This window comes from Ruegeria sp. YTSC106 (assembly GCF_059609765.1).
The window spans coordinates 300,271-324,155 of record NZ_JBXWMI010000002.1; the positions used below are offsets into that span (position 1 = coordinate 300,271).

Sequence of the window (23,885 nt, forward strand, 5' to 3'; positions counted from 1 at the left end):
GCCTTGGAAGGACACCGATACTTAGACAGCGCCGTCCTCAACCGTCAAGCAAAAGCAAAACGCAGAAGCCCCGACATAAGGCCGGGGCTTTGAAAGCTTGCAGAGTTGCCCGGCGCTTGCACCGGCCTCAACCCTGAACCTTGGTATAGGTCCCCTCGCCTGCGAGAATTCCGCGGAAGCCACCGGGCTCATCAAGCCCGAAGACGATCAGGGGCAGATTGTTGTCGCGTGCCAACGCAATGGCCGAGGCATCCATGACCCGCAGTCGCTTGGCCAGCACGTCATCATAGGTCACGGTATCATAACGCACTGCGTCAGCATGTTCCGCAGGGTCCTTGTCGTACACGCCATCCACTCCGTTCTTGCCCATGAAGATCGCCTCGCACGCCATTTCGTTGGCGCGCAGGGTGGCTGCGGTGTCTGTCGTGAAATATGGATTGCCAGTACCGGCGGCGAAGATACAGACCCGCTTTTTCTCGAGGTGCCGTACGGCGCGGCGGCGGATATAAGGCTCGCATACCTCGTCCATGCGAATGGCCGAGATCACGCGGGTGAACACTCCGTTCTCTTCCAGTGCGGATTGCATCCCCAGCGCGTTCATTACCGTAGCCAACATGCCCATATAATCCGCTGTGGTCCGCTCCATCCCCTGGGCTGAACCGCTCAGGCCCCGAAAAATGTTGCCGCCGCCAATGACCATGCAAATCTCGACGCCCAGATCGTGGACCGATTTCACTTCCTGTGCGATGCGTTGCACGGTTGGCGGGTGCAGACCGAATCCCTGATCCCCCATCAACGCCTCCCCTGAAATTTTCAACATGACCCGTTTGTACTTTGTTTTCGGGGACTCAGCAGTTTCAGTAGCAGGGGAAAGGCTCATGTTGCGCTCCGGGCTGGCACGGGGTTAATTTCCGGCGCAAAATGAAGCAAAAGCTCCGCAGGTTCAATGCGGTTGGTGAGGATAGAGGCAACCGCGCATGACCCGGCGATCAACAGACCTGCTTTTTCAGCGACTGTCTCCAATTCCCGAAGACAAGCCGGTTCTGATTGCAGGGCCGACGGCATCGGGGAAATCAGCGTTGGCGCTGGAGATTGCCGAACGGCATGGCGGAGTTATCGTCAACGCGGATGCAAGTCAGGTTTATGACTGCTGGCGCGTCATCTCGGCCAGGCCATCCACTGAAGAAGAAACCCGCGTGCCACATCTGCTGTACGGACATGTCGCCTATGATCAGGATTATTCTACCGGCCATTGGCTGCGCGAGGTCGTGCCCCTGCTCACAGGGGATCAACGCCCGATCATTGTCGGTGGGACGGGCCTTTATTTCTCGGCGCTGACCGAAGGCATGGCGCAAATCCCAGCGACTCCACCTGCGGTTCGGGCCGAGGCTGATCAGATGCCCATGGCAGACCTTATGGAGGGGGTCGATGCAGACACGCTTGCAGGGCTGGACGCACAGAACCGTGCCCGCGTGCAACGCGCCTGGGAGGTGCAGCGCGCCACAGGTCGCAGCCTGTTGTCCTGGCAGGCCGAAACCCCTCCGCCGATACTGCAGCTTCACGATACGGTTCCCATCGTATTCGATGTCGACAAGACATGGCTGCTGGACAGGATAGAACGCCGCTTTGATCAGATGCTCAAACAGGGTGCAATCGAGGAAGTGCGCGCCATGCAGGACCGGTTCGACCCAACCCTTCCGGCCTGCAAGGCCATAGGTGTTCCGGAACTCAGGGCGTATCTGGACGGCGCGATGACTTTGGATCAGGCGCGCGAGCGCGCAACCATTGCAACAAGGCAATTCGCCAAGCGTCAGCGCACCTGGTTTCGCGCCCGTATGAAGGCATGGAATCACGTCGATTTTTCATAGTGATACCCAGAGCTTTCGACTTTGCTTAAGCAAGACGACCACCAAGTCTCAAAGCTTAACAGAACTTAATGATTTGCTGCGGTTTCCCTTAACAAACTAAGAAAACAATGGGAATGCCGGCATCGCTTTGGGCCGTTTGAAGAAAACACCTCTACGACTGCAACTGATCGCGAATGTCGTTTTTGTACTACTTATGACGATTTCGAACATTGACCTTACTAGAATTCTGGTGCCGAATAACGACATGGGGATGTACAGAGTCCAAAAAACAAAATCCTTCGCTCTGGCGACCGTGAAAATCCGGGTCGCGTAGAGCCACAATCAATCAATAAAATCAGTGTCACAGGGAGACATCCATGACGAATACCGAATCCACCAAAGACAAGGTGCACTGGGCAGCCGAGATGCACGCTCAGGAATACCGCGACGGCAAGCTAAGCCGACGGGAATTCATGACGCGCGCCACCGGTCTTGGAGTTTCAGCCGCCGTGGCCTACAGCATGATCGGATTGCCGACACCTGCTTTGGCCCAAACCGCAAAGCAAGACGGCGGCACACTGCGCGTGCAGATGGAAGTACGCGCACTTAAAGACCCCCGTACCTATGACTGGTCGCAAATCGCAAACGTGACACGCGGCACACTGGAATATCTGGTCGAATACAACTCGGACGGTTCGTTCCGCGGCATGCTGCTCGAAGGTTGGGAAGTCAACGATGACGCAACCGAATACACTCTGAATGTCCGCCCAGGCGTCAAGTGGAACAACGGCGATGATTTCACGGCTGACGACGTCGCCCGCAACATCGCGCGCTGGTGCGACAAGAGCTCGGAAACCAACTCGATGGCCGGCCGCTTCGCGACCTTGATCGACGCCGAGACTGGTCAGGCCGGTGAAGGTGTCATCGAAGTTGTCGACGCAACCACGGTCAAGCTGAACCTGCCCAAACCGGATATCACCCTTATTCCTGGCATGGCCGATTATCCCGGCGCGATTGTTCACAGCTCGTTCAGCGAGACAGACCTGCTGAACAACGTGGGAACCGGCCCCTACCTGATTGATGAGCTTGAAGTCGGTGTAAAAGCCGTTCTGGTTCGCAACCCGGATCACACCTGGTGGGGCGAAGAAGTATTTGGCCGCCCTGCCCTGGATCGTATCGAGTACATCGACTACGGAACTGACCCGTCTGCCTGGCTGGCAGCACTGGAATCCGACGAAGTTGACATGCTTTATGAATCCGTGGGCGAATTCATCGACGTGATGGATGGCCTAGGTTATGTGAAATCCGAAGTTGTGACCGCTGCGACTATCGTTGTTCGTCCCAACCAGCTGGCCGAGATCGACGGTCAGAAACCTTATGCGGACAAACGTGTTCGGCAGGCGATTCAGATGGCCGTAGACAATTCTGTTTGTCTGGAACTGGGCTATGGCGGCCGCGGAGCCCCGGCGGAGAACCATCACGTGGCACCGCTACATCCGGAATACGCAGAACTTCCACCGCAAAAAGTTGATCCTGCGGCAGCCAAGGCGCTGATGGACGAAGCTGGTTTCGGTGACTTCGAGCACGAGATCATCTCGATCGACGATGACTGGCGTCGCAACACCACTGATGCCGTTGCCGCGCAGCTGCGCGACGCCGGAATCAAGGTCAAGCGGACCGTTCTGCCGGGCAATACCTTCTGGAACGACTGGGCAAAGTACCCGTTCAGCTCGACCAACTGGAACCCGCGTCCGCTGGGTGTGCAGGTCTGGGCACTTGCCTATCGTTCGGGCGAAGCCTGGAACGAGTTTGGCTATGCGAACCCGGAATTTGACGCCATTCTGGAAGAAGCGCTTGCCATTGCTGACGCAGATCAACGTCGCGAAGTCATGGCGCGTGGCGAAGCCCTGCTGCAGGAAGATGGAGTCACGATCCAGCCCTATTGGCGTTCGCTCTATCGTCACATGAAAGAAGGCCTTGTGGATACGGATATGCACGTGACCTTCGAACACCACCACTACAAGTGGGGCTGGGCTTCTTAAGCACTGCCAATGACACACAAGGGGCGCCTGACACGGGCGCCCCTTTCCAGCCGCAGACTTGCCGACGCGGGGTCGGACGTCCGAGGCCAGAAAATGGTCCAATGATCTGCGGAATACCTGAACAACAGGGGCCACCATGGGACTATTCATCCTACGACGGTTCGGAGTGATGCTGCTTACGGCATTATGTCTGACATTCGTCGTCTTTTTCCTGACCAACCTTTACCCGAACCTTGAAAAGCTGGCGAAAACGCAGGGCAACCAGCGCATGTCGGATGAGCAGGTCGAAGCCTGGTTGGATAACCGCGGTTACCTACAGCCAACACTCGTGAAATACGGCCAATGGCTGGGCGTGATGCCCGGATTTCAGAACACCCTGGAAGATGGCCAGTTTGTGGGAACCTGCACGAGACCCGGTTCGACGGCAGAAGACACGGCAAGATATTGCGGGGTTCTTCAGGGCGATTGGGGATACTCGACCGTATTCAAGGACGAAGTCGGAACCATTGTTGGTAAGCGTCTGGGCAACACAGGTTACCTCATGTTCTGGGTTTTGGTCCTGATGGTGCCTTCTGCATTGATTGTTGGTGTTCTGGCCGGGATGCGAGAGGGATCAGCCCTGGATCGATCCCTTTCAACTTTCTCGATCATAACGACAGCGACACCGGAATATGTGTCCGGCGTTATCTTCATCGCAATCTTCACCTCGTCCACGGTTGGATTGAAGTGGTTCAAGGGAACCGCGACGCAAGCGATGGAGAACCCGACATTCGAGAACTTCTTCCTGCCGGTCCTAACCATCGCGCTGTACGGTATGGGCTATATCGCCCGGATGACCCGCGCTTCGATGACCGAGGTGATGACGGCGCAATACATCCGAACCGCGCGGCTGAAAGGCGTCTCGTTCCCGAACATCGTCATGAAACACGCGTTGCGCAACTCGTTGATCGCGCCGTTCACGGTTATCATGCTGCAGTTCCCATGGCTGCTCAACGGCGTCGTAATTGTTGAAACCCTGTTTAACTACAAAGGTTTCGGCTGGGCGCTTGTTCAGGCAGCAGGCAACAACGACATCCAGCTTCTGCTGGCGATTTCGGTCGTGTCGGTCTTTGTTGTTCTGATAACGCAGCTGATCTCGGATATCGGCTACGTCTACCTCAACCCGCGCATCCGCATTTCATAAGGAGGGAGAGATTATGGAACCACTATCCTGGACCGGCTCTATTGCCTTCCTGAACCCGCTGCTGATGATCGCACTGGCAGCACTGATCCTGTCGATCTTGGTCTGGATCATCGTCAGTATATTCCAGCCTGAACAGCAGATTGTCGTGAACCCGGATGGATCCGTCAGTTCAGGCGGCGGTGTCCGCGGACTGATCCAACTTGCGCTGCACTACAGTTTTCTGGCCAGCGTAGGATTGGCCGTGGCCTATCTGGTGCTGGGTATCCTGATGGGCACAGGTGCCGGGATCATCGGCGCCATTTCCCAGCAATTCCTGCCAGTATGGGTCGCGCTGATCATCATGTTCGCCATGTCGATCGCCTTTAAAAGGCGGTTGGGGTTATACGGCAAACTGTATGACAGTCCCATCGGTATGATCGGCTTTGGCCTTGTGATGTTCTGGGTCTTTACCGGCATCTTCGGCGCGCTTGACCTGATCGTTACCCATGACCCGCTGACACAGATCTCTGGCATGAAGAACAAAGTGCCGGGAACACCTTTACCGAACCTGGAGGACGGCGAGTACGCCTGGTATCTTCTGGGCGGTGACAACCTGGCACGTGACGTATTCAGCCGGATGGTCAAAGGGGCCTGGGTCGTGGTGCAGATAGCACCGCTTGCAACGATGTTCGCCTTCATGGTCGGTATTACGCTGGGACTTCCCGCCGGGTATTACGGCGGTCGTCTGGACACGTTCCTGTCTTTCCTGGCCAACCTGATCCTCGCCTTCCCGGTCATCTTGCTGTTCTATCTTCTGGTGACACCGGAAATCGTGGCGACCGGGGTGCCAAACTACATGGCGGCCGTTCTGTTCGTGTTCCCGATCCTGTTCATCTGTGTGTTGCTGAACTCGCGCTATTACACACGCCCGAATTTCCGCACCCCTCTGCTGATCGGTGTTCTGGGCGTTGCGATCTGGCTGTATCTGTCACTGATTTCAACTGGAGGCTACGTCATCAACACCGAGGCTTATCGGATCTGGGGCCTGCCAACCTATTTGGACCTGTTCGATATCCCCGGCGGTATTCTGGTGGTCTTCGTATCGGTGGTTTTTGTAAACTCACCCACGGTTTTCCGTATTGTGCGCGGACTGGCATTGGACATCAAGACACGTGACTACGTGGCCGCGGCCCAGACGCGTGGCGAGGGTCCGTGGTACATCATGTTGTGGGAAATCCTGCCCAACGCCCGTGGTCCGCTGATCGTCGATTTCTGTCTGCGTATCGGTTACACCACCATCCTTTTGGGTACCTTGGGTTTCTTCGGGCTGGGCCTGCCGCCTGAAAGCCCGGATTGGGGGTCGACGATCAATGAGGGGCGGAAGCTTCTGTCGATCTACCTGCACCCTGCCCTTCCGCCTGCTTTTGCGCTGCTGTCGCTGGTTCTTGGTCTGAACCTGTTGGCCGACGGCCTGCGCGAAGAAAGCTTGAAGGACTGATGTGATCGAGGCCGGGGGGCCAGCCCCCCCGGACCCCCCGGGATATTTTCGGCCAGATGAAGGGGATCCCCGCATTTGGTGAGGAGTAAGCAAGATGAGCAAAATGGCGGATTATGACGGCCCGATCCTGGAGATCGACAAGCTGTCCATCTCATTCTTTACCCGCCTGCGGGAAATTCCCGCCGTGATGGATTTCTCGGTCAGCGTACAGCCCGGCGAAGCCGTGGGGCTGGTTGGCGAATCCGGTTGTGGTAAATCGACCGTGGCGCTGGGCGTGATGCAGGACCTTGGCAAAAACGGCCGCGTCGTCGGAGGCACAATCAAGTTCAAGGGCCGCGATCTGGCAGAGATGTCGAGCGAGGAGTTGCGCGACATTCGCGGAAATGAAATCGCGATGATCTACCAGGAGCCGATGGCCTCGCTGAACCCGGCGATGAAGATCGGCAAACAGCTGATGGAAGTGCCGATGATCCACGAGGGTGTAAGTCAGGAAGAGGCTTACTCTCGTGCACTGGAAGTGGTGACGGACGTTCGCCTGCCGGACCCCGAGCGGATGCTGAATTCGTTTCCGCACCAGCTGTCGGGCGGTCAGCAGCAGCGCATCGTGATTGCTATGGCGCTGATGTCGAAACCGGCGCTGTTGATCCTGGATGAGCCGACAACCGCTTTGGACGTGACGGTTGAGGCCGCTGTGGTCGAACTGGTCAAGGATCTGGGTAAGAAATACGGCACCTCGATGTTGTTTATCTCGCACAACCTCGGGCTGGTTCTGGAAACCTGCGACCGACTATGCGTGATGTATTCGGGTGAAGCGGTCGAGCGCGGCTCGATCAAGGATGTGTTCGACGAGATGCAGCACCCTTATACACAGGCGCTGTTCCGTTCGATCCCGCTGCCGGGCGCAGACAAGAATTCGCGTCCGTTGGTGGCCATTCCGGGGAACTTCCCATTGCCCCACGAGCGGCCTCCGGGCTGCAACTTCGGACCGCGCTGCGACTATTTCGAAGAGGGTCGCTGTGACGCGAAAGACATCCTGATGGAGGCTGTGCCCGGAAATGACCGGCACCATACGCGCTGTCTGAAATTCCAGGAGATCGACTGGAATGCCCCTCTCACTCTGGCGGATCAGAAGGAAAAAGGTGAAATCGGCCGGACGGTACTGAAAATAGACAATCTCAAGAAATACTACGAGGTCGCTGCAAATGCCTTGTTTGGTGGCGGTGAGAAGAAGGTTGTGAAGGCCAACGAGACGCTCAGCTTCGAGGCGCACGAATCTGAGACACTGGCTATCGTGGGGGAATCCGGCTGCGGCAAGTCCACCTTCGCCAAGGTTCTTATGGGGTTGGAGACGGCCACGGACGGACAGATTCTGCTGGACAACCGTAACATCGAGCAGGTGCCCATCGAAGAGCGTGATGCCAAGACGGTCGGCGAAGTTCAGATGGTTTTCCAGAACCCGTTCGACACGCTGAATCCGTCGATGACCGTCGGACGTCAGATCATCCGTGCGCTGGAAATCTTCGGCGTCGGAACCTCTGAGGCCGAGCGCAAGAAGCGGATGCTGGAACTGCTTGATCTGGTGAAGCTGCCGCGCGCCTTTGCGGACAGAATGCCGCGACAACTGTCGGGTGGTCAGAAACAGCGCGTGGGTATCGCACGCGCCTTTGCCGGGGATGCGCGAATCGTTGTGGCGGACGAACCCGTTTCGGCGCTGGATGTGTCGGTTCAGGCAGCCGTGACGGATCTGTTGATGGAGATTCAGCGAGAACACAAAACCACGCTGCTGTTCATCAGCCACGACCTGTCCATCGTGCGTTACCTGAGCGACCGGGTCATGGTGATGTATCTGGGCCATGTTGTGGAATTGGGCACCACGGATCAGGTTTTTGCCCCGCCCTATCACCCTTACACCGAAGCGTTGCTGAGCGCGGTTCCGATTGCGGATACCTCGGTCGAGAAACAGCACATCGTTCTGGAAGGTGATATTCCTTCGGCGATGAACCCACCGCCGGGTTGTCCGTTCCAGACACGTTGCCGCTGGAAATCCGAAGTGCCTGATGGACGGTGTGAATCGCATGTGCCGCCGGTGCAGACGCTGGCAAATGGGCATCAGGTAAAATGTCACCTGGCCGAAGATATTCTGGCCCGGATGGAGCCGGTGATAAAAGTCGCGGCGGAATAAACCTGTTGCTAGCATTTAGAAAGGGCCGGTCGGAGACCGGCCCTTTCTCTTGACGCCGTGGTTTGTGGGGAGACAGACGGCGTGTGGAAGTGTGTGTGAGTGGCGACCTTTAGTAATTCGTCAACCGGTCATGACGTTGTTTCCAAAATGCATGAATTCCTGGTTCATTCCTGCAATTCCACCGGCTTCAAGCTGAAGGCTGGCGCTGTCGAGCATCTTGTAACTCTGCTGTCCCTTCACCCAATCGTCCGCAGATTGTAGCGTGGTCAACGTGTAGGACGTGACCTCATTCAGGTAATGTGTGGGGATGATCACCTTGGGCTTGAGCTTGGACACAATGTCGTTGCCCTGATCGAAGCTGAGAATGTGTTCCGAGCCATCCACCGGCAGAGTCAGAACATCCACCTGACCGATTGCGTCCCAGAACTCCTGCGGCGGGTTATGGCGATTGTCGCCCCAGATCAGCGTGCGAATGCCGCCGGTCTCGACCAGATAGACTACCATATCCATGTGACCTACATTGTTCGGCGGGCAGGCTTCCACCCCAAATTCGGCCAGCGCATTGGTCCAGTCATACCATCCCGGCGCGACACAAGCGTGTTTGTCGGCAAAACCCGTGATCTTGATGTCAGAAAACTCGAATTTGCCTACCATACGATCCAGCACCATGGTCGAGTTTGGGCGTTCAATCGCATCGTGATCGAAATGTGCATGGGTCGACAGGGTGATGTCTACCGGGATTTGCGGGAACTCGTTGCGGAACCAAAGACCCCACGCGCCCGACGGATCATCCCGCCAGGGATCAAACAGCGCTGTTGCCCCGTTGGGCGAGGTGATCTTGATCGCACAATGCCCATAATAGTCGATGCCAACCGTCCCAGTGCTGGCCTGACCCATTGCGCCTTGCAGATCGATCACATGGTTGTTGTTGCCCGGCTGTAGCCACGCCTGAGATTGCGCCTGGGCCGGTTGTGCACCCAGCACAGAAGCGGTCGCGCCGACCCCGGCAGCGCCTGCCGCCATGAAGAACGACCGGCGCGACAGCCCCGGCGCCAGATGATCTTTGTCCCCGATCAGGATGGTTGGTTTCAGATCTTTGCGATCCATTTTTGTGTACCTCTCTGCTGGACCCTCGCAGTTTTTCCGCGCGTCCCAGCTAAAGATAACAATTCAAAACATATCGGCTCAGACCGAAAAAATGGGGGCGAAATATGGGGAGAAACCCCACATTTCATGTTCACGAAATCGAGAGCAAATGACTGCGCAAATTCTGGTCGCGTCCTTCGAGCCCCAGCTTGCGGCGGATGTTGTTGCGGTGAAAATCAATTGTCGATGTTTCTCGCGACAGGGCCTTGGCAATGTCTTTGGTCGTTTTTCCAAACATGACCATCTGCGCAATCTCGATCTCTGTCGGGGTCATCACTGCAAATGCATCTGTCAGTTTGTCCGACAATGCAGACGTGATCTCGTTCAGGTTCTTCTCGGCCAGTTCAAGATAGACATACTGCGCCTCATCCCCGGAAAGCTGCGTTCGAATTTTTTCCAGATATGGCAGCACTCTGCTGCGCACCTGTTCGACTATTTCGTGATCGCGGCTTTTGCGATCGTCATCCAGACTGGACAGCAGGACGCGCAGCGCCGTGTTGGTTTCCTGCAGCTCACGCGTGCGTTTCGCGACACGTGTTTCCAGCTGTGCCAGTGTTTCGTTGAGTTTTCCTTCCAGCGCGCGACGCAGGTAAACCTCTTGCAACAAAGCCAAATCCGACTCGACCATGCGTGCGAACTGCGCCAGCCCTTCGCGGAACAACAAGGCACGTCGGTTCTGCTTGCGATCCAGAACACAAATAGTTCCAAATACCGATCCATCAGGCCATTTCAGTGGAAGGCCGATGTAAAATGTCATCCCATGTTCCAGATCGTCATTGTCCGCCCAAACCGGATCGCACGCAGCATCTTTGACCACCAATTCCTCGTCCCGCTGCAAGACGCCCTGACAATAAAGCTTGGGGTTCAACTGGAAGCTCAAGCCGACCGGATATGGGTTTTCGGGATGATCCGAGGTGATCAGCACCGCATGATCCGGCGCGTCGGTTTTCATGATCAGGCTTGCAGGCACATCCGCCAACTCTGCGACCAGATCAACCAGTTGCTGCCAGTTGGCCAGCGTTTCTCTGGGAATCTCTGGGTGGTCAACAGGCATTTAGGGCCTCACCAGTTACTGGGCGATACCCTTTCAGATTAGCGGGTCAGGTTGCACATAATCAAGAACTGGACGCTCTGCGCCGCGGCATCGGGTTTAACCGCCCCAGATGACCTTCACGTAGTTCTGGGTTTCCTTGTATGGCGGAATGCCGCCATGCTTTTCCACCGCTTTTGGGCCCGCATTGTAAGCGGCCAAAGCCAATGGCCAGGATTTGAACTTGCGATACTGCCAGGACAGGTATCTGGCCCCACCCTCAAGATTCTGCTGGGGGTCATGGGGGTTGACCCCCAAAAGCTCGGCGGTCTGGGGCATCAGCTGCGCCAATCCCAGAGCACCTTTGTGAGACTTCGCCTGTGGGTTCCATCCGCTTTCCTGCTGCACAAGGCGCAGAAACAAGTCTTCGGGAACGTCATGAAGGCGGGCAGCCTGTTTCGCCAGATCCAGATACTGACCGCGGTACTTTCCGGTATATCGCTTGCTGGTCTGCGCACGGGATGTCTTTGGTTTCAACCGCGCGGAATCACGATATTGCGTCGCCGCGCGGGAATCCAAAATCTTGGACTGTTTGAGGAAGATATCCTTACGGCTTTTGGTGGACAGCGTTTGCGCCTGCACAGGCGCGACAGCCAGCACAAGGCAGACAACAGAAAACCCGGCAACCCAAGAACGCATCAATGCCTATCCTGCTCGATAAGAAACCAGTCGGAGTATAGGTATTCCCGCAAAAAATGAAAGCTTGGTAAAGACCAAAGTAAGACTCTTGTTCCACACTGTTGTATCTACTGTTTTCAACCATGATGCAGGCCGTATAGGGTCTCACAAAACAAGTCGCGCCAGATTCGGCGCATTTACGTCAGAACGGAACGAGGAATTACATGGCGGGTTCAGTCAACAAGGTCATTCTGGTCGGAAATCTGGGGCGTGATCCCGAAGTGCGGACATTCCAGAATGGCGGCAAAGTCTGCAATCTGCGTATTGCCACGTCAGAGAACTGGAAAGACCGTAACACGGGTGAACGCCGCGAACGCACAGAATGGCACTCGGTCGCCATCTTCAACGAAGGCTTGGTCCGTGTGGCAGAGCAATACCTGCGCAAGGGTTCAAAGGTCTATCTTGAAGGGCAATTGCAGACCCGCAAGTGGCAGGACCAGTCAGGCCAGGACCGCTATTCTACCGAAGTTGTCCTGCAGGGCTTTGGCTCTACCCTCGTGATGCTGGATGGGCGCGGCGAAGGCGGTGGCGGCAGTGGCGGTGGTTATGGCGGTGGCCAAGCCGGAGGCAGCGGGTACGGAGACCCCTATGGCGGTCCGTCCAGTTCCCCGGCACCGGCACCGGCATCGGGCGGAATCGACGACGACGAGATTCCGTTCTAAGCAAATCGGAGACACGACATGACATGGTCCTTCTCTCTCGGCCGATTGCTCGGGTCCGAACTGAGGGTCCATGTCACATTCTTCTTACTGCTGGCCTGGGTGGGCTTTGCGGCCTATTCAGCAGGCGGCCTGCTGGCAGCCATTGACAACCTCTTGTTTGTTTTGGCCTTGTTTGCCTGTGTGGTCGCCCATGAGTTCGGTCATGCCCTCATGGCCCGGCGGTATGGAATCAAGACCCCAGACATAACACTGTTGCCGATCGGTGGGTTGGCCCGGCTTGAAAGGATGCCGGAAAAGCCGTTGCAAGAAGTCTTGGTGGCACTTGCAGGTCCGGCGGTGAACATCGTGATCTGGGTCATTCTGGTCGCGTTTGGTGCTGGATTGCCGATCGAGACGCTTTCCCAGATCGATTCACCGGGCATCGGGTTTCTGAACAGGCTGGCCTATATCAACCTTCTGCTGGCAGTATTCAACATGATCCCTGCCTTCCCCATGGACGGAGGACGCGTGTTCCGCGCCCTTCTTTGCCTGCGCATGGATCGTGTCAAAGCAACACGCGTGGCTGCGCTCGGTGGCCAGATCGTCGCCGTTGGCCTGGGTTTTGTGGGGCTGAGTTCGGGCAACCCGTTTCTTGTGCTGATCGCAGTGTTCGTGTTCATCGCCGCCAACGCAGAAAGCCAGGACGTCGCCTTGCGATCTGCGGCACGTCGCGTTCTGGCCCGGGACGCGATGATCACCGAGTTTCACGCGCTCTCCCCCAACGATACGCTGAGCACAGCAGCACAAGCCGTAATTCACACCACGCAGCACGAATTCCCTGTACTGGATACGGATCAATCTCTGCTTGGTTTTGTGACCCGAGATCGGCTGTTTGCCGCGCTCGCAGGCGATCAACCCAGATCGGCACCTGCCACCTCGATCATGAATGCCGATGTCCCCGCAGTTTCGCTTACCACCGGCCTCGAGACCGTGTTGGAACATCTGCATAAGGGGGCTCCGGCAATTGCCGTGGTCACTCGGGCCGGTCGGATGATGGGTTACATCACCCGCGAAAACATCGGTGAGTTGGTGGTTATTCAGGGTCGTTAGGCTTTCAGTTCAAGCCGTCGCAAGGGCATCCGACAGAACCGAAAGAACCGCATCTTTCGGCACATCTGGCGTCACAAACGCCTCTCCGATCCCGCGCGCGAGAATAAACCGAAGCTGACCGTCCACGACTTTTTTGTCTTGCCCCATCAGATCCACCAGCGCGTCGGCACTTGGCAATTCGCCCGGAATATCAGCCAGATCCGTCTTCATCCCCATCGCACGCAAGTGCGCGCGCACCCGGCTTGGATCCTCTTGCGAACACAAACCCAGCCGAGACGACAGCTCAAACGCCAGCGCACAACCTATTGCCACACCTTCACCGTGCAGAAGGCGGTCAGAATAGCCTGTTGCAGCTTCCAGAGCGTGGCAGAACGTGTGCCCCAGATTGAGAAGAGCCCGGTCGCCTTGTTCGGTTTCATCCCGCGCGACGATATCGGCTTTCATTTGCACTGAACGCGTTACCGCGCGTACGCGGGCCACCATGTCACCCGAGGAAACGCTTGGCCCGTTCGCCTCTAGCCAATCAAAGAATTTCGCGTCGCCAAGCAAACCGTATTTCACGACTTCGCCATACCCTGACAAAAAATCTCGCTGGGTCATGGTCCCCAGAACAGAGGTGTCGGCCAGAACCAGAGACGGTTGATGAAACGCGCCGATCAGGTTTTTCCCCTGAGGTGCGTTGATCCCGGTCTTTCCCCCAACCGAACTGTCCACTTGCGCCAGCAAGGACGTTGGAATCTGCACAAAACGAACACCACGCCGCAAAACCGCCGCTGCAAAGCCTGCAAGGTCTCCGATGACCCCGCCGCCCAAGGCCACGACGACATCCCGACGTTCGACTTTTTCAGCAAGCAACCACTCGACAGCGCGCTCGAAATGCGGCCAGCTTTTGGTCGCCTCTCCGGCGGGCAATGCCAGTGCGGTCATCTCGATCCCCGCAGCCATCAACCCGGCGCGCAGGGTCTCAAGATGCAGACCGGCCACGTTTTCATCCGTCAAAACCGCCACTTTTGGCCGGGCCAGAAGTGGTGATATCCAGCCCCCTGCCCGCGTCAGAAGATCTGGACCGATTTCAACATCATACGAGCGGTCATCAAGGTCTACATGTACTGTTTGATGCATTTATTTGAGTTCCAAAACATCAGGGCGTGTCATCAGCGCGTCGACAACGCGGCCTGCCATATTTTCGATCGAAGTCTCGCCATCCGAATCCACTGCCAGATCTGCCTGAGCATAAACCGGCACGCGGGCCTCATAGAGGGCTTTCAACGTCGCATACGGATCGGCTGTACGCAGCAAAGGACGTGTGTCTTTGTGGCGAACACGATTCCACAGAACATTCAGATCCGCCCGCAGCCAGACTGCAGCACCCTTTTCGGCAATGATGCGACGGTTTTCCGGCTGCAGATACGCCCCGCCGCCCGTTGAAAGAATGCCCTTTTTCTCGTTCAGCAATCTCCCGATGACCTGCGATTCCTTGGCGCGAAAAAAAGGTTCACCGTCACGTTCAAAGATTTCCTGAATGGTCATGTTGGCGGCTGATTCGATCTCGGCATCGCTGTCCAGAAACGGAACGCCCAGACGGGCGGCCAAAGCGCGCCCCACCGCAGTCTTGCCAGCCCCCATCATACCCACAAGAACCACCGTTTTGTGCAGTTCAAAGCCACCCTGTGTGTCTGCCGAGTGTGTGTTATGCTTAATTTCGCTCATTTAACCGTGAATGACGTGATCTTGGGAAAAATGCCAGTTATAACTTGGCCAAAAGCAAAAATTGAGGCAGCGTGGCGCCATGGGCCGACTGATCAAATTCCTGATATATGTTCTTTGCCTGGGGTTCATTGGGCTGGTTGTCTATGCCTATGTCGGACCGTTCTTTGGCGCGGATTTTTCTGCGCCTCAAAGTGAAATCCGCGAACCGGTCGTATTGGATGTCGACTAAACAAGCGCTGTTGGCGATCCTTCTGGCGGGATCGGCACATGCGCAAACCCCGTTGTCTGCGATTGATTGGCTCGCGAATCCGCCGGAAAACCTGCCCGGAACGGTTTTGCTAGAACCGCCGGTGGCGCAGAATGGAGGATTGCCAGAGATTGAGGTGACGCCGCTTGAAGCGCTGTCACAACCGTTGGGCCTGGTTGCGTCGTCCATCACAGGGTTGCCCGTAGATTTGTGGCAAGGCAGCGATGCAAGCCGGCTGGCGGCCCTGATCGCAAAGACGCCCGTTCGCGACAACCCGGCGATGCAACGCTTGTTGTTTACGTTGCTTCTTTCAGAAACCCGCGCACCGGCTGGCCCTGATGCCCAAGAGGTCATGCTGCTGGCGCGACTGGACCGTCTGATGCAACTGGGCGCAGCAGATCCCGTTCAATCGCTGGTTCAGTTGGCCGGGCCGACCGATACACAGGAACGGTTTCAACGCTGGTTTGACGCGACGCTGCTGACCGGTGATGAGGATCGCAGTTGCACCGCCCTTATCGCTGAACCGCACCTGTCAAGGAACTACGCCGCGCAAGTGTTCTGCAAAGCCCGGCGCGGGGATTGGGCGTCGGCCGCGCTGACGCTGGAAGCGGCGCATGCCTTGGACATCCTGCCACCAGAAGACTTGGCGGTTCTGGATCGTTTTCTAAGCCCGGAACTCTATGAAGGCGCGGCTTATCTGCCTCAACCTGAAAACCCGGATCCACTGAGTTTCCGACTCTATGAGGCGATTGGTGAACGGCTTCCGACCGCCTCGTTGCCAAGAGCTTTTGCAAATCCAGATCTTCGGGATGTGGCCGGATGGAAAGCACAGATCGAAGCCGCCGAACGGCTTACACGCATTGGCGCTTTGACGCCCAATCATTTGCTGGGCCTTTATACCGAGCGGTCCCCGGCGGCGTCCGGCGCTGTTTGGGACAGGGTTGCAGCCATCCAACGTTTTGAAAGCGCGCTGGATACCCGAAACGCTGAAGCCATTGGAAAAACACTGCCACCGGTCTGGCAGCAGATGCGTGGCGTCGGGCTTGAAGTGCCCTTCGCCGAATTGTTTGCCAAGCGTTTGTCGAACACTACCCTGGCGGTGCCGGCGACTGAAAACCTGCGCTGGCGCATTCTGATGCTGTCTGACCTGTACGAACAGGCAGCACAATCCGCGCCGGACGACTCAATTGACACCCTATTCCTCGCGGCACTGGCACAGGGTGATCCGGGGCGGGCGATTTCTCCTTCTCCTTGGGCGGACGCGGTTGCTCAGGGGTTTGAATGGGCGGCGCCCGTACCCAACGATATCGACGCCTTGCTCGACAACGGTCAACTTGGTGAAGCCATACTGGAAGCCATGCAACTGTTTGCGCATGGTGCACGGGGCAATCTGGTGGATCTGACCGCAGCAATCGCAACCTTCCGACGCGTGGGCCTGGAAGACACCGCGCGGCGCGCAGCGTTGAGCCTGTTGATCCTGCAAGAGCGTTGATGATGGGCTCCCCCGCAACAAACGAACTTTGGATTTCGACCTTCCTACAGGCTCAGGCGGCGGAACTTGGGGCGGCGACAAACACGTTGCTGGCCTATGGGCGCGATCTGAAAGACTTTGCATCCTGGTTGCAGCACAGGGACTCCGGGTTCAATCAGGCAGATCGCGATCAGATCGAAGCCTACCTGATCGACTGCGAGGCACAGGGCTTGTCGCGTTCCACCCGCGCACGGCGATTGTCAGCCATCAAACAGCTCTACCGATTTGCGTTCGAGGAAGGCTGGAGCGAGACGAACCCCGCCATCCAGATCAAAGGTCCGGGACGGCAGAAGCGACTGCCCAAAACGCTGGACGTGCCAGAAGTCGACCGCCTGCTTCAGGCTGCCCGACAAACCGGGCGCAGCAAGGCTGATCGCGTACGTAACACGTGTCTGATGGAAGTCATGTATGCCACCGGAATGCGCGTCACCGAACTTGTGTCCCTGCCCGTTTCCTCGGCCCGTGGTGATCCGCGCATGCTGTTGGTGCTGGGTAAAGGTGGCAAGGAACGCATGGTGCCCCTGTCCCCTCCGGCGCGGGATGCATTGGCTGCCTGGTTGACCGTACGAGACGAAGCCGAAGATCAGACTGTTGAGAAAGGCGGTCAAAGATCTCGCTTTCTGTTCCCGTCGCGCGGTAAGTCCGGCCACCTGACGCGGCACAGGTTTTTTCTGCTGGTCAAGGAACTGGCCGTTCAGGGCGGCGTTTCGCCCGAAAAAGTCACCCCACATACCCTGCGTCACGCCTTTGCCACGCATCTGCTGGCCAACGGCGCTGACCTGCGTTCGATCCAGACTTTATTGGGCCACGCCGACGTTGCAACGACCGAGATTTATACTCATGTTCTGGATGAACGGTTGACTGAACTGGTGTTGCAACACCACCCGCTGAGCAAAGACCCTGACGAAGACAGGGGCTAAGCCCTTGATCCAGCGGGTCGGCATCCCCATAACGGATGCACCATCCTAACCCACCAAGGACCAATGGAACCTTCACCTTCTCTGATCGACAGCACATTCTGGTTTACGTCAGGTGCAATCCTTTTATTGCTCGTTTTGTCCGCCTTTTTTTCGGGTTCGGAAACAGCGCTCACAGCCTCCTCACGCGGAAAGCTGAGGGCACAAGCCGACAAAGGATCACGCGGGGCGAAAAAGGCACTCGAAATCACCGATGACAATGAACGCCTGATCGGCTCGGTTCTTCTGGGCAACAACCTTGTCAACATTCTGGCAGCCTCGCTGGCGACGGCCTTGTTCACTCGTTTGTTCGGCGAAAGCGGCGTGGCGTTGGCGACACTGGTCATGACTCTGCTGGTGCTGATCTTTGCCGAAGTGCTGCCCAAAACCTATGCCATCACCAATTCCGAAAAGGCCGCGGCGGCTGTCGCGCCGATCATCAGCGTCGTCGTGACGGTGTTTTCACCCATTGTGGCCGCGGTGCGACTGCTGGTGCGCGGTGTCTTGCGCCTGTTCGGCGTGCAGATCGATCCTGACAGCAACATTCTGGCCGTACGCGAAGAAATCGCCGGCGCTCTGCAACTTGGTCATTCCGAAGGTGTGGTCGAAAAAGAAGACCGCGACCGCATCTTGGGCGCGCTGGATCTGGGCGATCGGACGGTGGAAGAAATCATGTTGCACCGTTCGAACATCGAGATGATCGACGCCAATGCGGCCCCCGAGGAAATCCTGAAACAATGTCTGCAAAGCCGCCACACCCGCCTGCCTGTTTTCCGGGACGAGCCGGAAAACATTGTAGGCGTTGTACATGCCAAGGACCTCTTTCGCGCCATGTACGCGCAGGCAGGCGGCAGCGACGGCGGCACCGACCGTTTGGCCAGCTTTGACATCGGAAAAGTGGCAAACGCCCCGTATTTTGTGCCTGAAACCACCACGCTGGACGACCAGATGCGGGAATTTCTGCGAATGCACAGCCATTTTGCATTAGTGGTGGATGAATACGGGTCTCTTCGAGGTCTAATTACACTTGAAGATATTCTCGAAGAGATCGTGGGCGAGATTGCCGATGAGTTCGACATAGACGAAGAGGTCCCGGTCACCCGCACCGAAGATGGCCAGTACCTGGTCGAAGGCGCCATGACCATCAGAGACATTAACCGTGCGCTGGACTGGTCACTGCCGGATGACGAGGCCAACACGCTGGCCGGCCTTGTGATTCACGAGGCGCAGATGATCCCGGTCGTCGGTCAGGTGTTTTCGTTCCACGGTTTCCGGTTCGAGGTCACGGCACGTGAAGGCAACCGTATCACCGGACTGAAGGTGCGCCCGCTATAACGGCTGCGATTTTTTTTCTGAAATGTTCCGGGCGCTGCTAGACTGACTGTCATCAATTTTGCCAATCGATTGCAGGACAAACTCATTATGCCCAGCCTCAAGACGAAATTGCAGGACACAAAAGATCGACTCAGCTCGGTGGTATGTACGATACCTTCGGCGACCGTTACGCAGGCGCTGGCGGCATGCGGGGTCGACTCCGTGATTATCGATCTTGAGCATGGAGCAATCGACTATGCCTCGGCTCACGCTATGATTGCCGCAACTGCGGGAACAAGCTGTGCGCCGTTGGTACGCGTGGCGCAAAACCAGCCAGCGGACGTAAAGCGCGCTTTGGATTTGGGCGCAGAAGGTATCGTGTTTCCCCTTGTCCGAACCGTGGAAGACACCCGGAGCGCCGTCGAAAGCCTGCGCTATCCCCCCGATGGAACCCGTGGTTTCGGACCGTTTCTCGCGCAGTCGCGTTGGGGCGAAACTCTCACCACCTACCCAAGCGTTGTGGGGCCGGAACTAATCTGTTGCATACTGGTCGAAACGGTTGAAGCCCTTGAAAATATCGAATCCATTTGCGCTGTTCCAGGCGTGGATATGCTGATCATCGCACAGTTCGACCTGAGCACTGAGTTGGGCGTGATGGGCCAGTTTGATCACCCGGACTTTGTTTCAGCCGTCCGGAAAGTGGAAAATGCCGCCTTCAATGCCGAAATACCACTGGGCAATGTGGCGCTGAACGAAGCGCAGGCAACCGATTTGTTTTCTCGCGGCTATCGTCTGGTCGGAGGTTTTGACGCACTTTGGCTGCGCGAGAAGGCTCTGCAAATCCAAAGCTGGTGCAAAACGTAACATACGACATCTGCTGTCGCTAACAGAACAGTAAAATCCGTATCGGCTCGACAGTTTTTCCCAAAACCATAGGGAGATACATCGTGAAAACCACCACCCGTGTCGCAGTTATCGGAGGCGGCGTTGTCGGATGCTCGGTTCTGTATCACCTGACAAAACTGGGCTGGTCCGACGTTATGCTGCTGGAGCGGTCCGAGTTGACCAGCGGATCGACATGGCACGCCGCAGGCGGATTTCACACGTTGAACGGCGACACCAATATGGCGGCGCTGCAGGGGTATACGATCCGGCTGTACAAAGAACTGGAAGAGATCACCGGAATGTCCTGTGGCCTGCACCATGTGGGCGGCGTGACACTGGCCGACAACCAGGACCGGTTCGACATGCTGCTGGCCGAACGCGCCAAGCACAGGTTCATGGGGCTGGAAACCGAAATCGTTGGCCCGGACGAGATCAAGCAGATTGCGCCCATCACCAACACAGACGGCATTATCGGTGCGCTCTATGATCCTCTGGATGGGCATCTTGACCCATCGGGTACCACGCATGCTTATGCCAAGGCAGCCCGCATGGGCGGTGCCACCATAGAAACTCATTGCATGGTACGTGAAACCAACCAACGCCCCGATGGGACCTGGGATGTGGTGACCGACAAAGGTACGATTCACGCCGAACATGTCGTAAACGCAGGCGGGCTTTGGGCGCGTGAGGTTGGCGCGATGGCCGGTGTCTATTTCCCGCTGCACCCTATGGAACATCAGTATCTGGTGACCGACTCGATCCCTCAGATCGGGGCGATCATCGACGCGGGTGGCGAACATCCACACGTCATGGACCCGGCCGGCGAAAGCTACCTGCGGCAGGAAGGGCGCGGTTTGTGCATTGGGTTCTATGAACAACCCTGCAAACCTTGGGCTGTTGATGGCACGCCGTGGGAGTTTGGCCATGAATTGCTGCCCGACGATTATGACAAGATCACGGACAGTATCGAATTCGCCTATCGCCGTTTTCCGGTTCTGGCAGAAGCGGGGGTGAAATCGGTGATCCACGGTCCGTTCACCTTTGCACCCGACGGCAACCCTCTGGTCGGGCCGGTACCGGGCATACGCAACTACTGGTCGGCTTGCGGAGTCATGGCAGGCTTCAGCCAGGGTGGCGGCGTTGGCCTGACACTGGCGCAATGGATGATCGAAGGCGAACCCGAACGCGATGTCTTTGCCATGGATGTTGCGCGTTTCGGCGACTGGATCAGCCCGGGCTATACCCGCCCAAAAGTCATCGAGAACTATCAGAAACGCTTCAGCGTCGCCTATCCAAACGAAGAACTGCCCGCAGCGCGCCCCAACCGCACGACCCCGATGTACGACATCTTCACCGATCTGGGGGCGGTCTGGGGGCAGCAATACGGTCTGGAGGTCGCCAACTACTTCGCGCAAGGAGACGAGCCGGGATATGAGACGCCTTCGTTCCGGCGTTCGAATGCGTTTGCCGCGACAGGTCGCGAAGTGCGTGCCGTGCGCGAGGGTGTGGGTATCAACGAAGTCCACAATTTCGGCAAGTATCGCATCTCAGGACCCAACGCACGCGGTTGGCTGGATCGGATCATGGCAGGTCGGATACCGAAACCCGGACGACTGTCGTTGACCCCGATGCTGTCGCCCAAGGCCAAACTGATCGGGGACTTCACTGTTTCCTGCCTCAGTGAGACTGAGTTTCAACTCACGGCTTCCTACGGCAGTCAGGCCTTCCACATGCGTTGGTTCCAGCAGCACACACAGGACGGCGTGACGATTGAGAATATCAGCGACCGCTTGAACGGCTTTCAGATCGCGGGACCCAAGGCAATGCAGGTTCTGGCTGCGTGCTCCCGCGATGACCTGAGTGATTTCCGCTTCCTCGATGTGCGCCGCATGGCCGTGGGCATGACGGAATGCATCGCACAGAGGGTCAGTTATACCGGCGATCTTGGATTCGAGATCTACTGCGATCCGATGGCGCAGCGGCAACTTTGGTGGGCATTGTGGGAAGCGGGGCAGCCCCATGGCATGGTTCCCTTTGGAATGCGCGCAATGATGAGCCTGCGTCTGGACAAGTTCTTCGGGTCGTGGATGCGAGAGTTTTCACCCGACTACACCGCTGCGGAAACCGGGTTGGACAGGTTCATCTCGTTCCGCAAGAATGCAGACTTCATTGGTCGCGCAGCTGCTGAGGCAGACCATGCCAAAGGCGCGACACGCACCTTGGTCGCTTTCGAAGTCGAAGCCGATGACACAGACGTCAACGCCTATGAACCGATCTGGTTGGATGGCGCGGTTGTTGGTTTCTGCACCTCAGGTGGCTATTCACACTACGCACGAAAGTCTGTCGCCATGGGTTTCCTGCCGTCTGAACGCGTAGCAGATGGGCTTGAAGTTGAGATCGAAATACTGGGCCAGATGCGCAAGGCAAAGGTTATCTCGACACCCTTGTTTGACGCTGACGGCGCCCGAATGAGGGGATGACTCGCGCCCGGGTCAACGGCATTGTAGCGGGATGATTAAGATTCCCATTATCATTCTGGCTGCGGGTCAATCCAGCCGCATGGGCGACATCGACAAGCTGATGCAACCGATCAACGGCATTCCGTTGCTCGCCCGTTCCGCAAGCATGGCCTGCGCCGTTGGGCCTGTGATCGTCGCCCTGCCTCCTGAACCGCATCCAAGATATGACGCGCTTGATGGCTTTGATGTTCAGATCGTTCCGGTCTGGGATGCGGCAGAAGGAATGAATGCCAGTCTGCGCGCCGCGATCCAAAAGCTGCCGTCGGATGCACCAGCCACTATGGTTTTGTTGGCCGATCTACCCGATCTGACCGAAACAGATCTGACCACAATTCTGAAAGCGCGACGTGCCCACCCCGACAACCTGATCTGGCGTGGAACAACCGAGGATGGAAAGCCCGGTCATCCGGTCGTGTTTGACAGATCTCTTTTCGATCAACTGTCACGGCTGAAAGGGGACGACGGCGCGCAGGAGATTGTGCGAAAATATCGGGACAGCGTTCATCTGCATCCCCTGCCCGCCCAAAATGCACGGTTGGATCTGGATACCCCGGAAGACTGGAAGGACTGGCGCGGAAAACACACCCTCTGAACAAACACGGCCCGGTCTAATCGACCGGGCCGGTGCCCAAAACAGGACTACCACTTTGCTCAATCTCCAAAGTGTGGCCAGTGTGCTTTCAGAAACACCCCGACTCCCAAGCAGCTAAACCTAAACAAGACCCCCTCGTTAACATGCCGCTATCACTTTTGGTGATCGAGTTAGCCGCCAGCGCCCCCTAGCGCTTTTGGCTCCCCTCACTTGGGCACCTTCATCCTCACTTATCCGATCGCGCGAAACAATGTAAAATTGGATGGAAGGGATAATTTGGGTCTTCCTCGAATGGTTTTTGCGCAACATCGCGCTGCGTCAAGATCAACCTAAAGGAGATTAATCCCTTTGGGAAACGGTAGCGATTCGGGATTAAGCGCAAACTTATTCACCAATATCCGCAGTCAAAAACATGTTTATTGTGTCAAGCCATGCCTCACACAGACTCACCCACAACCATTGGAAGAGCAGCCTTTTTCTCGGTCTTTCGGAAGGATGATTGTCAACAAAACAAAACAAATTCAATGTTTTTGAAAGTTTGACGCCATTTTTAGCAACAATCCTCCGATTCGCTTTGGTCCGGATCGGTAAAAGCCCGCGAATCCCGATCGACGTCAGCCGTCACACAACACCGGCTTTGTGGCAAAATTAAGATTTATTAATTGATCAGTCAGGAAACGCCAATTCTGAGAAGGCATCTGTTGTCTCAACGCGCAGCCGCAACTGCGTGAACAT

The 23,885-nt window shown here is 56.8% G+C and carries 20 protein-coding genes; 14 read left to right on the plus strand and 6 right to left on the minus strand.

The window, feature by feature from the left end:
• Positions 1-127: 127 nt before the first annotated feature.
• The gene (gene pyrH, locus AC2FEB_RS03740; RefSeq protein ID WP_496671891.1) at positions 128-880 is read right to left on the minus strand and encodes a UMP kinase; all 753 of its coding nucleotides are present in this window, start codon (positions 878-880) and stop codon (positions 128-130) included.
• Positions 881-977: 97 nt separating this feature from the next.
• Between pyrH and miaA the strand changes: the two genes are divergently transcribed.
• The 5 genes from miaA to AC2FEB_RS03765 all read left to right on the plus strand — a co-directional run bounded on the left by miaA (position 978) and on the right by AC2FEB_RS03765 (position 8,731).
• A complete protein-coding gene (miaA, locus tag AC2FEB_RS03745) occupies positions 978-1,868 on the plus strand; it encodes a tRNA (adenosine(37)-N6)-dimethylallyltransferase MiaA (RefSeq protein WP_496671888.1) in 891 nt (296 codons plus the stop codon).
• A gap of 356 nt (positions 1,869-2,224) precedes the next feature.
• Complete coding sequence (locus tag AC2FEB_RS03750) at positions 2,225-3,889, plus strand: ABC transporter substrate-binding protein (protein WP_299896458.1); 1,665 nt, start codon at positions 2,225-2,227, stop codon at positions 3,887-3,889.
• 136 nt (positions 3,890-4,025) lie between these two features.
• Entirely contained in the window at positions 4,026-5,072 is a 1,047-nt protein-coding gene (locus tag AC2FEB_RS03755) for an ABC transporter permease (protein ID WP_496671885.1), read from the plus strand.
• A 13-nt stretch (positions 5,073-5,085) separates the two neighbouring features.
• Positions 5,086-6,549, plus strand: coding sequence for an ABC transporter permease (locus AC2FEB_RS03760; RefSeq protein WP_299896452.1), 1,464 nt, complete (start codon positions 5,086-5,088; stop codon positions 6,547-6,549).
• 94 nt (positions 6,550-6,643) lie between these two features.
• Complete coding sequence (locus AC2FEB_RS03765) at positions 6,644-8,731, plus strand: dipeptide ABC transporter ATP-binding protein (protein ID WP_117869197.1); 2,088 nt, start codon at positions 6,644-6,646, stop codon at positions 8,729-8,731.
• Between the two features lie 120 nt (positions 8,732-8,851).
• On the opposite strand, the gene AC2FEB_RS03770 is transcribed toward AC2FEB_RS03765, so the two are convergent.
• The 3 genes from AC2FEB_RS03770 to AC2FEB_RS03780 all read right to left on the minus strand — a co-directional run bounded on the left by AC2FEB_RS03770 (position 8,852) and on the right by AC2FEB_RS03780 (position 11,606).
• The gene (locus tag AC2FEB_RS03770; protein ID WP_496883843.1) at positions 8,852-9,838 is read right to left on the minus strand and encodes an MBL fold metallo-hydrolase; all 987 of its coding nucleotides are present in this window, start codon (positions 9,836-9,838) and stop codon (positions 8,852-8,854) included.
• Between the two features lie 130 nt (positions 9,839-9,968).
• Positions 9,969-10,931 carry a LuxR C-terminal-related transcriptional regulator gene (locus tag AC2FEB_RS03775; protein ID WP_299896442.1) on the minus strand — a complete coding sequence of 321 codons (963 nt, stop codon included), beginning with the start codon at positions 10,929-10,931 and terminating at the stop codon, positions 9,969-9,971.
• A gap of 96 nt (positions 10,932-11,027) precedes the next feature.
• Positions 11,028-11,606, minus strand: a complete 579-nt coding sequence (locus AC2FEB_RS03780) for a lytic transglycosylase domain-containing protein (protein ID WP_496671878.1) — start codon at positions 11,604-11,606, stop codon at positions 11,028-11,030.
• A gap of 203 nt (positions 11,607-11,809) precedes the next feature.
• Between AC2FEB_RS03780 and ssb the strand changes: the two genes are divergently transcribed.
• Positions 11,810-12,307, plus strand: coding sequence for a single-stranded DNA-binding protein (gene ssb, locus AC2FEB_RS03785; RefSeq protein WP_299896436.1), 498 nt, complete (start codon positions 11,810-11,812; stop codon positions 12,305-12,307).
• A gap of 18 nt (positions 12,308-12,325) precedes the next feature.
• Positions 12,326-13,396, plus strand: a complete 1,071-nt coding sequence (locus tag AC2FEB_RS03790; RefSeq protein ID WP_496671875.1) for a site-2 protease family protein — start codon at positions 12,326-12,328, stop codon at positions 13,394-13,396.
• A 9-nt stretch (positions 13,397-13,405) separates the two neighbouring features.
• Here AC2FEB_RS03790 and aroB read toward each other — a convergent pair whose 3' ends face one another.
• Positions 13,406-14,518 (minus strand): 3-dehydroquinate synthase, encoded by a 1,113-nt coding sequence (gene aroB, locus AC2FEB_RS03795; RefSeq protein WP_496671872.1) that lies wholly within the window; start codon positions 14,516-14,518, stop codon positions 13,406-13,408.
• Positions 14,519-15,106 (minus strand): shikimate kinase, encoded by a 588-nt coding sequence (locus AC2FEB_RS03800; protein ID WP_496671869.1) that lies wholly within the window; start codon positions 15,104-15,106, stop codon positions 14,519-14,521.
• A gap of 79 nt (positions 15,107-15,185) precedes the next feature.
• On the opposite strand from AC2FEB_RS03800, the gene AC2FEB_RS03805 reads away from it, so the two are divergent.
• From AC2FEB_RS03805 to AC2FEB_RS03835, 7 genes are all read left to right on the plus strand, one after another.
• Positions 15,186-15,335, plus strand: a complete 150-nt coding sequence (locus AC2FEB_RS03805; protein WP_162896777.1) for a hypothetical protein — start codon at positions 15,186-15,188, stop codon at positions 15,333-15,335.
• Positions 15,325-16,845 (plus strand): hypothetical protein, encoded by a 1,521-nt coding sequence (locus tag AC2FEB_RS03810; RefSeq protein WP_496671866.1) that lies wholly within the window; start codon positions 15,325-15,327, stop codon positions 16,843-16,845. Before AC2FEB_RS03805 ends, AC2FEB_RS03810 begins: the two co-directional genes overlap by 11 nt.
• A gap of 2 nt (positions 16,846-16,847) precedes the next feature.
• On the plus strand, positions 16,848-17,804 hold the full coding sequence (locus AC2FEB_RS03815; protein ID WP_117872779.1) for a site-specific tyrosine recombinase XerD: 957 nt from the start codon (positions 16,848-16,850) through the stop codon (positions 17,802-17,804).
• 63 nt (positions 17,805-17,867) lie between these two features.
• On the plus strand, positions 17,868-19,175 hold the full coding sequence (locus AC2FEB_RS03820; protein ID WP_117869206.1) for an HlyC/CorC family transporter: 1,308 nt from the start codon (positions 17,868-17,870) through the stop codon (positions 19,173-19,175).
• An 87-nt stretch (positions 19,176-19,262) separates the two neighbouring features.
• A complete protein-coding gene (locus AC2FEB_RS03825) occupies positions 19,263-20,018 on the plus strand; it encodes an HpcH/HpaI aldolase family protein (RefSeq protein WP_496671862.1) in 756 nt (251 codons plus the stop codon).
• 83 nt (positions 20,019-20,101) lie between these two features.
• The gene (locus AC2FEB_RS03830) at positions 20,102-22,519 is read left to right on the plus strand and encodes a GcvT family protein (protein ID WP_496671859.1); all 2,418 of its coding nucleotides are present in this window, start codon (positions 20,102-20,104) and stop codon (positions 22,517-22,519) included.
• 31 nt (positions 22,520-22,550) lie between these two features.
• A complete protein-coding gene (locus AC2FEB_RS03835; RefSeq protein WP_496671856.1) occupies positions 22,551-23,150 on the plus strand; it encodes a nucleotidyltransferase family protein in 600 nt (199 codons plus the stop codon).
• Positions 23,151-23,885 lie beyond the last annotated feature (735 nt).

What these genes read in the sequence shown, in the direction of transcription:
- aroB (WP_496671872.1), bottom strand. Translation starts at nt 14,518, where the DNA reads ATGCATCAAACAGTACATGTAGACCTTGATGACCGCTCGTATGATGTT.
- AC2FEB_RS03760 (WP_299896452.1), top strand. Translation starts at nt 5,086, where the DNA reads ATGGAACCACTATCCTGGACCGGCTCTATTGCCTTCCTGAACCCGCTG.
- ssb (WP_299896436.1), top strand. Translation starts at nt 11,810, where the DNA reads ATGGCGGGTTCAGTCAACAAGGTCATTCTGGTCGGAAATCTGGGGCGT.
- miaA (WP_496671888.1), top strand. Translation starts at nt 978, where the DNA reads ATGACCCGGCGATCAACAGACCTGCTTTTTCAGCGACTGTCTCCAATT.
- AC2FEB_RS03805 (WP_162896777.1), top strand. Translation starts at nt 15,186, where the DNA reads ATGGGCCGACTGATCAAATTCCTGATATATGTTCTTTGCCTGGGGTTC.
- AC2FEB_RS03755 (WP_496671885.1), top strand. Translation starts at nt 4,026, where the DNA reads ATGGGACTATTCATCCTACGACGGTTCGGAGTGATGCTGCTTACGGCA.
- AC2FEB_RS03750 (WP_299896458.1), top strand. Translation starts at nt 2,225, where the DNA reads ATGACGAATACCGAATCCACCAAAGACAAGGTGCACTGGGCAGCCGAG.
- AC2FEB_RS03800 (WP_496671869.1), bottom strand. Translation starts at nt 15,106, where the DNA reads ATGAGCGAAATTAAGCATAACACACACTCGGCAGACACACAGGGTGGC.
- AC2FEB_RS03810 (WP_496671866.1), top strand. Translation starts at nt 15,325, where the DNA reads ATGTCGACTAAACAAGCGCTGTTGGCGATCCTTCTGGCGGGATCGGCA.
- AC2FEB_RS03780 (WP_496671878.1), bottom strand. Translation starts at nt 11,606, where the DNA reads ATGCGTTCTTGGGTTGCCGGGTTTTCTGTTGTCTGCCTTGTGCTGGCT.
- AC2FEB_RS03765 (WP_117869197.1), top strand. Translation starts at nt 6,644, where the DNA reads ATGAGCAAAATGGCGGATTATGACGGCCCGATCCTGGAGATCGACAAG.
- AC2FEB_RS03825 (WP_496671862.1), top strand. Translation starts at nt 19,263, where the DNA reads ATGCCCAGCCTCAAGACGAAATTGCAGGACACAAAAGATCGACTCAGC.
- AC2FEB_RS03820 (WP_117869206.1), top strand. Translation starts at nt 17,868, where the DNA reads ATGGAACCTTCACCTTCTCTGATCGACAGCACATTCTGGTTTACGTCA.
- pyrH (WP_496671891.1), bottom strand. Translation starts at nt 880, where the DNA reads ATGAGCCTTTCCCCTGCTACTGAAACTGCTGAGTCCCCGAAAACAAAG.
- AC2FEB_RS03775 (WP_299896442.1), bottom strand. Translation starts at nt 10,931, where the DNA reads ATGCCTGTTGACCACCCAGAGATTCCCAGAGAAACGCTGGCCAACTGG.
- AC2FEB_RS03835 (WP_496671856.1), top strand. Translation starts at nt 22,551, where the DNA reads ATGATTAAGATTCCCATTATCATTCTGGCTGCGGGTCAATCCAGCCGC.
- AC2FEB_RS03770 (WP_496883843.1), bottom strand. Translation starts at nt 9,838, where the DNA reads ATGGATCGCAAAGATCTGAAACCAACCATCCTGATCGGGGACAAAGAT.
- AC2FEB_RS03790 (WP_496671875.1), top strand. Translation starts at nt 12,326, where the DNA reads ATGACATGGTCCTTCTCTCTCGGCCGATTGCTCGGGTCCGAACTGAGG.
- AC2FEB_RS03815 (WP_117872779.1), top strand. Translation starts at nt 16,848, where the DNA reads ATGGGCTCCCCCGCAACAAACGAACTTTGGATTTCGACCTTCCTACAG.